Origin of the sequence: Pedobacter sp. AW31-3R (assembly GCF_052180285.1) — a bacterium.
Lineage (GTDB): Bacteria > Bacteroidota > Bacteroidia > Sphingobacteriales > Sphingobacteriaceae > Pedobacter.
Genome location: NZ_CP197475.1, coordinates 2,097,236 through 2,112,095, shown reverse-complemented (window position 1 = coordinate 2,112,095; position 14,860 = coordinate 2,097,236). Strand labels below are relative to the sequence as shown.

Here is a 14,860-nt window from a genome sequence, read left to right as displayed (position 1 = left end):
GTGATAAATGCTTGTTTAATAATTCAATCCCGGGATTGGAGATTCAATCAGAATCTTAGTGAGCATCTGCTTCAGATAGATCAGGTGTATTTTACTATCCTGATCTGCAGTCCTTGCAATGGCACTGCTGATATCATTACGCAGATCTTTCAGGTGTGCAAGTGCAAGTGGCTTCACATTGGAGTATAACAGAATTTCCGTTGGTGTAACCCCTGCCAGCACATTATCAAGTGAGCCCTGTAGTGCAAAGCGCTTGTTGTACATGGTAATGATACTTCCTACATACATTTTCTGCACAGACCTGCGGTATGAATCGATAGGTTTACCTGTTTTCAGCTCAGAGAAAATACCAGCTTTAAGGTCATTCAACCATTGTTGTGGAGAATACGCCCCTTTACCATAGTCGCGCTGATTGATCATCATGCGGTACAAGCGGCTTTGTGAAGTTACTGAAGCAACAACTTCCTGCTGTAATCTTTCCACAGCATTGGAACCATAACCTGGCTCAATTTTGTTGAGGACCTGAGGGTTCAATAACCATTTTGGCGTAGTAAAAATCTCCTCATTGAAATATTTGATTGCCTCTTTCTGCTTCGCCAGGCTTACCGGTTTGTAAACTGCTCCAGACTGCTCATAGGTTTTTGGGGTTACCGTTACACCACCAAGGTTTTTAAGCACATGGAAAGCATAGCGTGAGTATTGGCCTACGGCCTCATTGTACATGTCTTTTAATTCTGAATAGCCCTCGCCATCCTCCCTTGTCCAGTTGATCAGCTGAGGAACAATACGTTTCAGGTTTTTAATGCCGTACTGACTTGCCTTTATCGCATCGTCACCCAGGTCTTCCGACTGTGAACGCGGATCGTAATCCTTTCCTTCACCGCCAAACCAAAGTCTTTTGTTTGACGCCAGGCTGTCGATAGCCAGCTTGTTTAATATCTTTTTCTCAGCTTTAGCATCCGGGGCGTCCAATATAAATCCATACCCCCATTGGATGGCCCATTTATCATAATCATTGATACGGGGGAACAAACCTTTTTCTGAGATATGGTCTTCCGGTTGCGCCACGTAGTTAAACCTGGCATAATCCATAATTGATGGCGTATGCCCATGTGCTTCCACCCAGGCCTTGTCTCTTAACTTCTCCACCGGAACTGTGCTGCTGGCACCCATGTTATGGCGCAAGCCCAGCGTATGTCCAATTTCGTGTGAGGATACAAACCTGATCAGCTGTCCCATCAGTTCGTCATCAAATTTATTTTTGCGTGCCCTTGGGTCAACTGCACCGCACTGGATCATATACCACCTGTGCACCAGTTTCATCACGTTATGGTACCAGCCGATATGGCTTTCCATAATTTCGCCTGTGCGGGGATCGGCAATATTAGGTCCGTACGCATTTTGTTGTGGCGAAGCAAAGTAACGGATTACCGAAAAGCGTGCATCATCAAGACTCATCGTGGTATCCTGCTCCGGCCATTCTTTACCAACAATCGCATTCTTAAATCCTGCCTGTTCAAAAGCCTTCTGCCAGTCGTTCACCCCAGCAATCAGGAAGGGACGCCATTGCTTAGGTGTTGCAGGATCGATATAATATACAATCTGCTTTTTAGGTTCTACCAGTTCACCTCTTCTGAATTTCTCGATATCCTCATCCTTTGGTTCTAATCTCCAGCGGTGGATAAACGCTTCCTGTTCTACTTTCTGCTGGGTATCGCTAAACTTATTGTAGCTGCTCGCGAAAAATCCTACACGGGCATCAAAATAACGTTTACGGATCGGCTTTTCTGGCAATAAGATAAAAGAAGCATTCATCCCTAAAGTTACTGTACCTGCCTCCATGGCTGCCGGCAAACCACCTCCAGGACCTCCTGATGGGGTAGCACTATAGGTCCTGATGGTTTTAATTTCCGTATTGATCGGAAAACTTTTCACACTCTCGATATAGGACCGGTCGGCTGCCTGTGCGCCTAAAGAATAAGATTTCTTATCCGCAGGCTCAAACGACATGAGGTTGTTTTCTGCCAGCAGAAAGTCAGTCACGTCAATGACCACACCTGCCGAATCTTTGGATTTAGCTTTTATAGGAAAGGCTGCAATAATAGGGTTCAAATTTGAACTCGCAACTGCTCTGGAGATCATATCGGTAGAATCTGCTACGCTAACCAGGGTAGAAACCTTTAAAAAGAGTTTATCATTTGGTCCTTTTTCCCAGTAAACAGTATGTTCTGCCACTTCCTCGCCACCAAAGTTTCCTGCTCCCGGCGTAGATTTGCTCAATCTCAGTACGGTAAGGATCTCCTTTTTCAGGAGGCTATCGCCAATTTCAAAGAAATAACGGTCTGCGACCTTGTGTACGGTAAACAATCCTTTTTGTGTAACCGCTTTTGCGGTAATCACATCCTTGTAGGGTTTGACCGGGCTTTTCAGCGAGTCTGACTTTGGCTTTGGTGCTGCCGCAGCACTGGTAGTTTTCGCAGGGGCTTTCTTCTCTTCTCTGAAGACACTACAAGACTGTGCAGTTATTCCGAGCAAGCCGATGGCAAGGGCCAGGTAAAAATACCTGGCCATAGGTTGGTTTTTGTAATTCATGTGTTTATTTAATAACCTGGATTTTGAGTTAGATTATAGTTAGCGTCGAGTGCGGCCTGTGGTATAGGCAACAGTTTGGATTTCGGGGTATAAGTAGACTTTAAGGCACCCAGCACAGCATCGGCCTGTCCGGTACGTTTTAAATTATACCAGCGGTAAGCCTGCTCGCAGAAAAATTCCTTACGGTTTTCAAGTGCGATATCGGCGATCAGTGAAGTGGCATCTGTGGAAGTAGTCAGTGTTGCTTCCGCCCTTGTTTGTATGGCATTCAAATCTGCCAATGCGCCGCTTAAGTTGGTCCCTATTCTGGCTCTCGCCTCTGCACGGATCAGGTATTGTTCTGCCAGACGCATCACAATGAGTGACTCAGTAACATTTGCTGCCAGGGCAAGTGCCTGTGTGCGGTACTTATATTTATAGGGTATGGTATATATCTCTCCCGAAAAAGTTGTATTATTCATCCAATTGATACGTCTCAGATCTGTATCTGAGAATAAAGCAGTGAATCTGGGATCGAGGCGGTAGTTAAAGTTAATTAAGTTAAATGCGGTAGGAATAAATATTCCCGCCTCCAATGTATACTGGTTGGTATTGATTGAAGGTGGCGACATCTGCCAGATAGATTCTGCATTGTCTTTCGCAAATACACCGTTGGCCATAGTGGCTGCAGGAATCAGGCTATACAGGCTTGAGGCAATCACTTCTGAGGCGTTAGACTCTGCCTCCGCGTAATTACCCGTAAACATGTATACCCTGGCAAGCAAAGCTGTTGCGACAAACTTATTCACAAGTGTACGGTCGTTAGACGATGTAGTGGTAGCCGTAACACCAGGATACACGACTCCCAGATCTGATTTCGCAGCTGTCAGATCGGCAATCATCTGCGCATAAATTGCAGCAGTAGCCGTTTTCGGCAGAAATGCAGTGATGGCAGGATCGGTAATGAGTACCAGGGGCACATCCCCGAAAGTATTCACCAGGTGGAAATAGCAATACGCCCTTACAAATTTAGCTTCTGCCGTATATTGTTTCCTGATCGCTTCAGTTGTTCCGGAAGTGTTTTGCAAACCCTCTATTATTGCATTTGCACGATAGATATTTGCATACCATTCCGAAAATATGGACGCCTGTGAAGTACTCACCGCAGTGTAAGTATTGTTATTGAACTCCTGGTAAGCAGCAGTTGTAGCTAAATAAAGTAAATCATCTGCCTGAAGAGAACTGTTGACGGTAATACCCTGCGACTGGGTTGAGCTCTGCGCCAGGGCACTAAACATTCCTGATCTTGCAGCCGTTGCCAGTTTATCGGAAGCAAATACCAGATTAGTAGTAACCTGGTTCAATGGTGGATCAATATCCACGATTTTCTCACACCCTGAGCTAATGATTATGGTGAATGCCAGTAAGCCGGCCATTATATTATATATCGATCTTGACATCTTGTTAGAGTTAAAAAGTGAATTGAAAACCACCAGTTATGGTACGCAACGGAGGAGTAGCTATACTCTGTGATTCCGGATCATAGCCTTCATAATTTGTGATCGTGAACAGATTCTGTGCCTGCACATAAATCCTCATCGTTTGTCCGCCGTTTTTGCCTAACCACTTCGCAGGCAAGGTATAAGACAAATTCACATTTTTGAGCCTGATAAAAGAGGCATCGACCAGGGAGGCATCAGATCCGGTATAATTAGAGTAAGCCACATATGAGCTCGAACCGGCTGCGCCACGGGTACCCGCAGTAACCAGATAATCCTGAGAACCCAAAGCAAGATATTCATTGACTACGCTTGCCGCCGCGTTACTAAACCATCCCGGAGGATAATTAGACGAGGCAAGAAGGCTCCTGCCCATTTGTTTAACAAACTGAAAAGTAAAATCAAGCGTAAGATTTTTGTAATTCAATGTATTGGTTAATCCCCCGAAATACTTAGGGTAAGAAGTTCCGGCATAATAACGGTCTCCCCTTCCTGTTGCTGCAAAACCTGCGGAGATGCTCCCGGAATTGTTTAAGTCGGCAAAGGATGGCAAATTGGTTGTTGGGCTAATACCTGTATACTGGTATAAGTAGTAAGAACTGATTGGATTGCCCACAACATAAGTTGTATAATAAGATGATTTCTCGATATTAGGAAATGACAGTAACTTATTGTGGTTTTGACTGATATTGAAAGAAGAAGTCCAGCTAAAGTTTTTGTTCTTCATATTCGTACTCGTTAAAGAGAGTTCCCATCCCGAGTTCTGAACCGTTGCCGGCAGGTTGCTCAGATATCCTGGAAACCCAGCCTGAGTACTTGTGGTTAAGGTAACCAACTGATTATTGGTTCTGTTACGGTAATAACCGGCACTAAGGGAAAGGCGGTTTTTTAAGAAGGCAAGATCTAAACCTACGTCCAGTTTTTTGGTTTCTTCCCATTTATAATCCGGATTGGGCAAACGGCTAGGATTTAAGCCAGTAGATCCCCCATATACATAGGTTGACGCAGCATAGGTATCCAGATAACCATAATTATCTATTTCATCACTACCTACTACACCATAACTTCCACGCAGTTTACCAAAGCTAAACCAGCTGAATTTATCTTTCAAAAGTTTCTCTTCCGAGAATATCCAGGCAGCACCTACAGATCCGAAATTACCAAACTTATTATTAGGGCCAAATCTTGAAGATCCATCTCTTCTGAAATTCACGTTTACAACATATTTATCCTGCAGGTTATAATTTACACGGCCAAATAATGAAGCATATTTATAATCAACAGATCCGCTGGTGGTATTGACAGTGGTCGCTGCCGTAACTGTTCTCAGGAAATCATCAGAAGTAAAACCAGATGCAGAGGTATTATAGGGCATCCTGGATTGTTTGTATTGGTAAGATCCGCCTGCGAGCGCATTTAAAGTACCTTTCCAGATTTTTGTGGTGTAAGTAAGCTGCGGCTCAACCACGTAATTATTGGTAAAATTATAAACATATGCTGCTGTACCTGCCGTATATCCGGCAAACAGACTTGGGTTTAAGGAGGTAAGGGGCCTGGTAAAAACCTGTGTCATATCAGTCTTGCTGTACCCCAGGTTTGTCCTGAAATCAAGTCCTTTTAACAGCGTATATTTTAAATTCAGGTTGGTAAGCAGACTAGACGTACGGTTATCATTGCTTTGGTTTAAATAACCAAGGGGATTACTGGTAGAACCCTCCCAGTTTAATGCACCTGTAGAGGTATACAACGGGAAATTAGGCGGCAGAATATAAGCCCAGGTAGCCAGGTCAGTATTCGCAATGTTATTTTTATCCGTTGAATACATTACGGACAACGCAAGGTTAAAACGCTGGTCAAAAGAGGAATGGTTTAAGCTAAACTTACCGCCACCGCGCTGATACCCCTGTTCGCCCGGATAAACATTCCCTTCTTTGTGATAGGTCCCGCTCAGGAAAAAATTAGTTTGCGTGTCTCCGCCAGACATGCTGGCATTCACATCATGGGTTTTCGCTGTATTGCCTAAGAACATTCTCTGGAAGTCGGTATAACCATTCTGGTCCCAAACCAAAAGATCCGGTGCAGACGTAGCTGTCGGCGTTGCAGGATTGGTCGTATTATTGGCAAAAGCTTTTGCCCGCAAGGCCAGGTATTGCTGAGTCCCCACCATCTCCACGAAGTGTGAAACCTCAGAAATTCCTGAAGAAGCATTGACATTGAATTTAGTCCTTCCCGGTTTACCTTTTTTGGTGGTAATCAGTACCACACCATTGGCACCCCTGGAACCGTATATCGAAGTCGCATCAGCATCTTTTAAAACCTCAATATTCTCGATATCCGAAGGATTGATCGAATTCAGTGGACTAGTTGCTCCTTCTGCAGATGGCAATCTGCCGTTTGATGCAGCTGTTACACTGTAAGTAGCCGAGTTGATAGGTTCAGACAAAAAAGGCACACCATCAACAATGTACAGCGGACGATTTGGCTTTATCCCATTTTCTCCAATTGAATTTACACCCCTGATCTGCACAGTAATTCCAGCACCCGGTAAACCATTCGACTGTGTAATGGTAACACCTGCCATTCGTCCTGCCATAGCCTGCAATACGTTTGTAACGGGCTGGTCGGCAATTTGCTTCGCAGAGATCCCCACCTGCGAGCCCGTGTTTAAACGGCGAGTGGTGGTACCATATCCAATCACCTGCACCTCATCCAGTTTTGCAGGATCGGGAACCATATTGACAGTCAGGGTTGGGGTACCGGTGACTTCAATTGTTTTATAGCCCAGATAAGAAATCGTTAGGATAGGGCTTTCATCAGTGGTTGCAATGTAAAACCTTCCGTTATTTCCACTCATGGTATAACGGTTAGTACCTTTCACCTTGATACTTACCCCTGGTAAGGGAAGACCATTTTCGTCCAGTACTGTACCATTGACTACTATATCAGCAAAAAGGCTTTTAACTTTATCCAGAAAACCTTTTTCCTGGATAATAACGGTTTTATTCTCAATAGTATAGGTTAGCGATTGATTAGCCAGGCAATTTTTTAAAACATCATGGAGCTCTGCGTTATTGACATTGATATCAATTGGCAAGGCTTTGGATATCAAATCCTGATCATAAACAAAATCATATCCCGTTTGCAACCTGATCGTTTTGAACACCTCAGTAAGATTTGCATTTTTACGGTGAATAGTAATTTGCTGGGCAAGGGTGGTTGCACTTACCTGCATCATTGCGGCCAATAATAGAAACGTAGTAATACGCATGATCAGCAAAATTTGTCGGATAGGACGAGAAGGCCCACCCAGATTATTTGGGTAAATTTTGTACATTTGTTTGGGTTTAAAGTTGAATAGTCTACGAATGATTTGTGGCTTTAGAATCTGCTGACCAGAAGTGTTCCACCACTTCTGGTCTTTTTCCAAGACCACGATTTAATTTGTCTATTTGGTTACCGTGATCCTCCTTCCTTCTATTTTAAAGTGAACTTTTCCTGTTTTCTCCATCACCTGTAAAATGGAGAATATATTTTTCGACCTGGATATCCAGCCGCCCAGGTTTAGTTTTTCCGGTGCATCTTCCGCGTAAATCACTTCCACGTCGTACCAGCGGGCAATCTTTCTCATGATGGACCTGAAATCATTATGCTCCAGTATAAAATCCCCTCGCTGCCAGTCGGTATAGTCATCTGCATTTACCGTTATAACTTTTACTGATTCCCCTTCTACCCTGGCCTGCTCACCGGGTTTCAGCACCGTGGTATTATTTATTTTCACACTACCTTCCAGCAGGGTAGTTTTGGTAGATTTCTCATTGTCATACGCATTCACATTGAAATGGGTACCCAGCACTTCGATTTTCTGATGGTTACTTTCCACGATGAAAGGCACTCTTCCACCTTGGCCGGTAATTTTACTCACCTCAAAATACGCTTCACCTGTTAGCTTTACCTTACGCACAGCGGTTACCGATGTTGGAAAAGTGAGTGAAGATGCAGCATTTAACCAAACCTTCGTACCATCAGGCAAATGTACCTGATACTGGCCACCGGCAGGTGTAAGTACAGTGTTGTATTCTGTTTCCGCAGCTGAATCTTCCTGCGGTGGAACTGAATAAATAATCTGTCCATCCTCTGTTTTGGAAATAGAAACACCGGTCTGATCAGCGAGATGTCCGCTGCTGGTTTGATCAAGATCAATCTTTTTGCCGTTGGCCAATACCAAAACTGCCTTATCCTTACCTGGTTTAAGGTTCGCACTTGCGGGAAGCTTTGTCAGGTAAGAAGAAGGATGATTCTGCCTGTAAATCAAAATTCCAGAAAGGGAAATCACAACCAAAGCAGCAGCAGATACCCAAGAAAGCAATCTTCGTGTCCTTTGACGTTTAGACTGTTTGTCTGTGATTAAATTCAGCTGCAGGTGCTCCTGCACAGGAACTGTTTCATGCGACAACTCCCTGTTCGTTAAGGCTCCGGTGTGCTTCGAAACCACATCCCAAGTCTCATCTGCACCCTTTTGCAAAAAGGATTCTGATTGCTGGAGCTGATCCTCACTGTTCCAGTTTACATAGGCAGACTCCAGCCAGGCCTGATCTTCTTCCGAAGCTTCACCTGCTATATACCGGTCCAATAGCTGTCTGAATTTTTCTTCTTCCATTACTTATCACATAGGGTTGATATATGTAATACAATTTGGAAAGAAGGATTGGGGATATGAATTTAATATTTATTTTATATTCAGATAATAATATAGTACAAGCAACAACAGGCCAATCTTATTCCTGAGTATCCGAACGGCCTTTTTCATCTGGTCTGCACTGGTAGATTCAGTGATACCCAACCTCGCCGCCACCTCTCTGTTGGATAAGTTTTCCTTTCTTCGCAATTCAAACACAGCCCTCATTCTTGGCGGAAGTCTTCCAATCTCCGCTTCGATCATGGCAGAAAACTGCTTTTCACGGATCAGGGTATCGGCATATATACCACTGTCAGCATTTGTCTTTGTAAATTTTACTGCATAATCATTTACCCTGGCCTGATTCCGGATCAGGTTAAATATAGTATTCCTAAGTGCGATGAAAAGATAACCGGAAAGGTTATTTCCCTCCTCTAAAGAGCTGCGTTTGTCCCAGAATTTCATAAACATTTCCTGTAGCGCATCCCTTACATCGCTTTCAACACGCAGTTTATTATATGCATGGGCGTAGAGGAGCTGACTATACCGGTTGAATATCTCAGTAAAGGCAAGATGGTCATCGTTTTTTAAACGAAATACCAAATCATCGTCGGTCAATTTCTCATAAATGATGCCAGCGCCAGTCATTCTGTATTTAATATGGAGTTATTTTGCTTGAGTATGGCATAACAGAAACCAAAAATAACATTTTTTATCAAATCAGAGCCAAATGATAAGTTTAGACCTGTATTTTGACAACGACAACAGATTTAATGGACATTAATTCACTATTAATCCCAATAGAGACGGTAATTATCTCCAATGAAGCCCCCCTGACGTGCTAAGTTCGAACCAGGTTCTGGAAGATTTAGTTAAAATTGCTCATATGGTTACATACCGTTCAGCCTTTCCAAAAAGGTACAAACCGCCTCTACAGACTATATAGAAGAAAAGAAAAAAGATTTACCGGGCACCTGAATGGGGCGTTAAAGCATCTAAACCAACCTCATCTGTGATATCATTTGTAGGCATCACATCCTTCAAATTTGCAGAAACACCCTCCTGTGCAAGTTTGAAATGCTGACCGATCAGCACCAAACCAGCGTAACCCAAAATATCAGCCAATGGTATAATATTTTCAGTTTTATGCTTAATTAGGTTCTCCATTTTATATCCCCCCTTTCCAAAGCAGTAGACTTGCAAGGGGTAAATTTTTAAATCAACTTTTTGATGAAGGCCGCAAAATGTTCTCCCTGGGCTTAAACGGATGTGGTGGCTTTTATTTGCATATCGGTTGTTTTTGATGATGAATCAGAAATGCCAGCTAAACCCGCTGTGTTCTACCAAATGTTCTGGTGTTTTACCAAAAGTTATCGATACTATACCAGCGTAAAAATAATTATATTTGTTCTTATGGAAACATCGACAAAATCTGGCAAAATGCACATCGGAAGAAAGATCAGGGGAATTCGTGAACTTCGCAATATCAAACAGGATTATTTAGCCGTTCAGCTTGGTGTAAGCCAACAGACGATTTCAAATATTGAGCAAAGTGAAGAGGTGGAAAATCCTACATTGGAAAAAATTGCAAAGGTGTTAGGGATTTCAGTTGAAGGGATTAAAAATTTCAGTGAAGAAAGTATTGTTAATTTCTTCAACACATTTAATGACACTAGTGCTTTTAATAATCATTGTACCTTCAATCCATTGGATAAATTGATGGAAGTCGTTGAGGAGAATAAGAACTTATACGAGCGTTTACTGGCAAGCGAACGTGAAAAAATTGAACTCCTGAAAAAATTGGATAAATAAAAACCGGAATGATCATCCCGACCATTCCGGTTTTGACAAATCATATATCATGCCATCATTTTTTCCGGATCATGATTGATAAGAATCAGTATGCATGAGTATTCTTTTAGATCGTAGGTAAAGCACCTCCGTCTACCGAATAATTGGTTCCGGTAATATACTCTGCTTCCGAAGACACCAAAAAGGCGACAAGATTGGCCACTTCTTCCGGTTCGGCCATCCTGCCTACCGGAACACCTACTTTGTCCATTACGGCTTTAAAAGCTTCCTCAACTGTAATATTTGAAGAAGTTGCTATATTCTCGATGAAATCCTGCATTAACGGTGTTTTAACCACACCTGGTGAAACTACATTTACACGTATTCCTTTTGCGCCTAATTCATTCGCCAATGCTTTGCTATAAGCATTTAATGCTGCTTTTGCTGAAGAGTAAGACATGGTCATTTCCCAGATTGGCTGTTTTGCGGCACCAGTAGAAATATTGATGATTACACCACTTTTTTGTCTAATCATTATAGGCAATAGTGATTTGTTAAGACGCACCACCGACAAGAAATTCAATTGCCAGTCATTATACCAATGTTCATCCAGAAGTGCATCAAAGCCACCACCGGGACTTAAATTAGCACCTGCATTATTTACAATAATATCTATTCTGCCATATTTCTCAAAAATTTCCTGAGCAATAGCTTCTGCAGTTTCGGGCTGAGTGAGGTCAGCAGCAATGAAGTGATGTCCGCTTGTGTTTTCTTCAGGTGCAGTTCGTGCAGTTATCACCACTTGAGCACCTCTACTACTTAATTTATCAGCGATGGCTTTGCCAATACCTTTCGTTCCGCCTGTTACCAAAGCAACCTGACCTTTTAATATCGTATCCATATCGTTTATATAAGAATGAGTTGCAAAGTAAAACACATTACTTTACTTTTGAAAGTAGGAACACTTTTGTACAGTAGTAACAGAAAGTAAAGGAATACACAAATTCAAATACTTATGGACAATAATAAAAATAAAAAAAATGATGAACGATGCGCACTTCAGGAAATCTTGGGCGTAATAGGAGGAAAATGGTCCATGTCTATTATCTATGCTTTATTTAATGGCAAGAAGCGTTTCAGCGAATTAGAGCGAATGGTGCCAAAAATTAACACCCGAATGCTGGTAAAGGAATTGAAAAATATGGAAGCCAATGGAATTGTCATTAGAAATGTTTTTGCAACTGTACCGCCTACCGTAGAATATACCTTAACTACAAAAGGCGAAAAATTGGAGCCAATTATTAATGAATTGTATAAATGGGGACTTGAGTATGTTAGCTGATTATGATAACTAGTGTTGGCTTAATCATTCATATACAGCAAGTACATCTCTAACCGGCTCCTACTACACACTATCCTGGCTAAAAGTATCTCTTACTGGAAAGAGACATGGATGATTTGAATTAATGCCCCTGATCCATGTTGCTGTTTTTACCAAATGGTAAATGGATTTCCCCTAAAAAATTCGAAATTTAGCCTATGGAAGAGTTCATCAATTACGTATTACAGTTTGGCAATCTTAATAAACAGCAAACGGATTTTATTACAAGCAAAGCAAAAACGCTGGAACTTAATAAAGAGGAATATTTTTCGGAGGCCGGAAAGATTCCCAGACACGTGGGGTTTGTTTTAGAAGGTGTCGTTCGTTTCTGCTATTACAACAACAAAGGTGAAGAAATCACTCATCACTTCATTGACGAGAATAATTTTGTTTCGGATCAGCAAAAATTTGATGCACAGGTGGTGGCCTCTGAGTATATACAGGCCGTAACCCATTGTAAATTGCTTATTTTTTCAAAGAAAGACTGGGACGAGATCGGGAATACAGTTGTTGGCTGGGACGCCATTACAGGTCTGATCGTAAAAAACTGTTTATTAAAAACGATCGAAAGAAGAAGCCCTCTGGTTTCGGAAGATGCAACTACCCGATATTTATCGTTCATTGAACATTTCCCTCGTCTTGTCAATCGTATTCCACTTTCTTATATCGCTTCTTACCTCGGAATCACCCAGCAATCATTGAGCAGGATAAGAAAAAACATCCGCTGAGATCACTTTTTACCAAATGGTAAATGGTTTCGTTTTTAAGATACCAAAATTTGCATCATTACTAAATAATAAGAAAATGAACAAAAAAGTTGTTTTAATTACAGGAACAAATAGCGGATTTGGATGGCTCACTGCCAACAGTGTTGCGGCCTTAGGACATAAAGTTTATGCGACGATAAGAGATACCCAGGGAAAGAATGCTGATAAAGCAAAAGCACTTTCACAGGTTGAGAATGTTACCGTTCTGGATGTGTCATTAACTGAAGAGGTAAGTGTAAAAAATGCGATCGACACCATTATTGCTCGAGAAGGAAGAATAGATGTATTGGTAAACAATGCAGGTATTTCGGCATTTGGTGTGGCTGAAAGTTTTACTACTGATGATGTGCAGCGGATGTTAGCTGTCAATGTTATCGCCCCATGGAGATTGATGAAACTGGTATTACCAATGATGCGTAAGCAATCAGAAGGTTTGATCATCAATGTTTCTAGCGGCTGGGGTAGATTTTCTGCGCCTTTTTCCGTAATGTATGGTGCTTCGAAGTTCGCTTTGGAAGGAATAAGCGAAGGTTTGCATTATGAATTAAGACCCTTGGGCGTTGATGTAGCCATTATTCAACCAGGTGCTTTCCCTACTGAAATGTCCCAAAAAATCCAGCCCGGTTCTGACGCATCTGTTGTTGACGGGTACAAAGCAATCGCTGATGTTCCAAATAAAATGTTCGCAGCCATCGGTCAAATGTTTGAAAATACAAAACCGAACCCGCAGAATGTGGCAGATGCAGTGGTAAAATTGATCGATTTGCCAACAGGACAAAGGCCATTGAGGACAGTAGTTGACCCATCCACGGGAGAAATTATTGAAAGAGCAAACGATGCTGTAAATGTTGAATATGCTAAAGTGTTGACAGCATTTGGCATTGAAGAACTTTTAAATTAACCCACCATTGTTCTATAAATGACGATTCCAAGTGCCTCAGATCATAACGTCAAATTTGACAGTTACCAATCCCGAGGAAGGAAGTTATTAACCAAGCAGAGGGTGATCATTTGTAAGATCCACCCTCTGAAATGAAATCCTCAACCCCTATTATCCCCCAGCCATCTCAAAATACAATTCATGTGCTGCCCATAGAAATTTACTGCCTTCCTCATATTCACCTGGTAACAGCTCAGCATAACAAATCCCACCAACATTCAAACTGCTATTGGCAAGAGGATGTTTCCGGTGGTAATATTCCATGGTAACGGAAAGCACGGCCAGGCAGCCCTTCGGAACATCGAATACAAATGACAATCCGTTTAGGTTGAATGCCTCCTTTTCCACCATCAATGAATGTCGCTGGACTTTCCTGGATACCAGCCCTTCTGCCAGGCGGAAAAGCACCAGGCTAAAAGTCATTTTACAGGCACTGCTGCCTTTCACAAATTTTAACACACGCGCTTCACCAGTATCAGGAAAACCAACTTTTAACACCCCATCGGTTAAATCAACCAATAACTGTCCCGGTAGCTTATCTGTCAATCTTTTGGTAGCATTGAAATCAAAAGCCACCAACCCATGGAAACTATCGCCCTTGAAACTAAATTCCCTGCTTATTGGATCCCTGCATTTCGACAACATCTGGTTGAGTGTCGAAGTCAGCCGCGGATGTACAGAACTATCCCCGGCGATAATTGATTCTTCTTTTAATGCAGTCCTGATCCGTCCACTCAGACCGCTGGCCATCCCAAAAGTATCAGATGCTTTTTTGGTAGCCACCGACTGTTTAATTGAACCACGCTTTTTTTTAGCAACCACTAATTGCTTGTTCCCTGACTTTTTCATGATCACGGGACCGATAACTCCACGCAGGAATTTTCCATCTAACTTAGCCATCTTATGAATAATTTTAATTTAGACAAAGGTATAGAATAAATAATTACAATAACAAATAGTTAATAATTTTATTTTAATTGTGTCGTATTTTGTCATTATTTGTCCTTAGTTATATTTACCGTAAATTTAAGGGAGCGTCATTGGAGTAGGTCCGTAGTAAGTCCGGCCTGAGTCCGACCTGAGTCCGACCTAAAACAACTAGCTTAAAATGGTCGGACTCAGGTCGGACTCAGCACGCAGCCAGGTCGCAGCTACCCCAACGACGGTATAGCTTTTTTTAGGAATTATGTCTTATCCGTCTGATGAATGAACCACTGCATTTTTCATTCTTGTCAT

The 14,860-nt window shown here is 42.1% G+C and carries 12 protein-coding genes; 4 read left to right on the top strand and 8 right to left on the bottom strand.

Annotation, left to right across the window (positions count from 1 at the left end; all coding sequences use genetic code 11):
* Window positions 1–15 precede the first annotated feature (15 nt).
* The 6 genes from ACSBL2_RS08540 to ACSBL2_RS08515 form a co-directional block, all read right to left on the bottom strand.
* Window positions 16–2,592 carry a zinc-dependent metalloprotease gene (locus ACSBL2_RS08540; RefSeq protein ID WP_442591267.1) on the bottom strand — a complete coding sequence of 859 codons (2,577 nt, stop codon included), beginning with the start codon at window positions 2,590–2,592 and terminating at the stop codon, window positions 16–18.
* 8 nt (window positions 2,593–2,600) lie between these two features.
* Entirely contained in the window at window positions 2,601–4,031 is a 1,431-nt protein-coding gene (locus ACSBL2_RS08535) for a RagB/SusD family nutrient uptake outer membrane protein (protein WP_442591266.1), read from the bottom strand.
* A gap of 10 nt (window positions 4,032–4,041) precedes the next feature.
* The gene (locus tag ACSBL2_RS08530; protein WP_442591265.1) at window positions 4,042–7,338 is read right to left on the bottom strand and encodes a SusC/RagA family TonB-linked outer membrane protein; all 3,297 of its coding nucleotides are present in this window, start codon (window positions 7,336–7,338) and stop codon (window positions 4,042–4,044) included.
* A gap of 177 nt (window positions 7,339–7,515) precedes the next feature.
* Window positions 7,516–8,727, bottom strand: coding sequence for a FecR family protein (locus ACSBL2_RS08525; RefSeq protein ID WP_442591264.1), 1,212 nt, complete (start codon window positions 8,725–8,727; stop codon window positions 7,516–7,518).
* A gap of 69 nt (window positions 8,728–8,796) precedes the next feature.
* Complete coding sequence (locus ACSBL2_RS08520; RefSeq protein WP_442591263.1) at window positions 8,797–9,393, bottom strand: RNA polymerase sigma factor; 597 nt, start codon at window positions 9,391–9,393, stop codon at window positions 8,797–8,799.
* A gap of 315 nt (window positions 9,394–9,708) precedes the next feature.
* Window positions 9,709–9,912, bottom strand: a complete 204-nt coding sequence (locus ACSBL2_RS08515) for a hypothetical protein (RefSeq protein WP_442591262.1) — start codon at window positions 9,910–9,912, stop codon at window positions 9,709–9,711.
* Between the two features lie 246 nt (window positions 9,913–10,158).
* Between ACSBL2_RS08515 and ACSBL2_RS08510 the strand changes: the two genes are divergently transcribed.
* Window positions 10,159–10,557: a helix-turn-helix domain-containing protein gene (locus tag ACSBL2_RS08510; protein ID WP_442591261.1), complete on the top strand. Its 399-nt coding sequence runs from the start codon at window positions 10,159–10,161 to the stop codon at window positions 10,555–10,557.
* Window positions 10,558–10,663: 106 nt separating this feature from the next.
* Here ACSBL2_RS08510 and ACSBL2_RS08505 read toward each other — a convergent pair whose 3' ends face one another.
* Complete coding sequence (locus ACSBL2_RS08505) at window positions 10,664–11,437, bottom strand: SDR family oxidoreductase (protein WP_442591260.1); 774 nt, start codon at window positions 11,435–11,437, stop codon at window positions 10,664–10,666.
* 114 nt (window positions 11,438–11,551) lie between these two features.
* On the opposite strand from ACSBL2_RS08505, the gene ACSBL2_RS08500 reads away from it, so the two are divergent.
* The 3 genes from ACSBL2_RS08500 to ACSBL2_RS08490 all read left to right on the top strand — a co-directional run bounded on the left by ACSBL2_RS08500 (window position 11,552) and on the right by ACSBL2_RS08490 (window position 13,585).
* A complete protein-coding gene (locus ACSBL2_RS08500) occupies window positions 11,552–11,878 on the top strand; it encodes a winged helix-turn-helix transcriptional regulator (protein WP_442591259.1) in 327 nt (108 codons plus the stop codon).
* Between the two features lie 197 nt (window positions 11,879–12,075).
* Window positions 12,076–12,645 carry a Crp/Fnr family transcriptional regulator gene (locus ACSBL2_RS08495; RefSeq protein WP_442591258.1) on the top strand — a complete coding sequence of 190 codons (570 nt, stop codon included), beginning with the start codon at window positions 12,076–12,078 and terminating at the stop codon, window positions 12,643–12,645.
* A 76-nt stretch (window positions 12,646–12,721) separates the two neighbouring features.
* Window positions 12,722–13,585 carry an SDR family NAD(P)-dependent oxidoreductase gene (locus ACSBL2_RS08490; protein WP_442591257.1) on the top strand — a complete coding sequence of 288 codons (864 nt, stop codon included), beginning with the start codon at window positions 12,722–12,724 and terminating at the stop codon, window positions 13,583–13,585.
* A 150-nt stretch (window positions 13,586–13,735) separates the two neighbouring features.
* On the opposite strand, the gene ACSBL2_RS08485 is transcribed toward ACSBL2_RS08490, so the two are convergent.
* On the bottom strand, window positions 13,736–14,524 hold the full coding sequence (locus tag ACSBL2_RS08485) for a hypothetical protein (RefSeq protein ID WP_442591256.1): 789 nt from the start codon (window positions 14,522–14,524) through the stop codon (window positions 13,736–13,738).
* Window positions 14,525–14,860 lie beyond the last annotated feature (336 nt).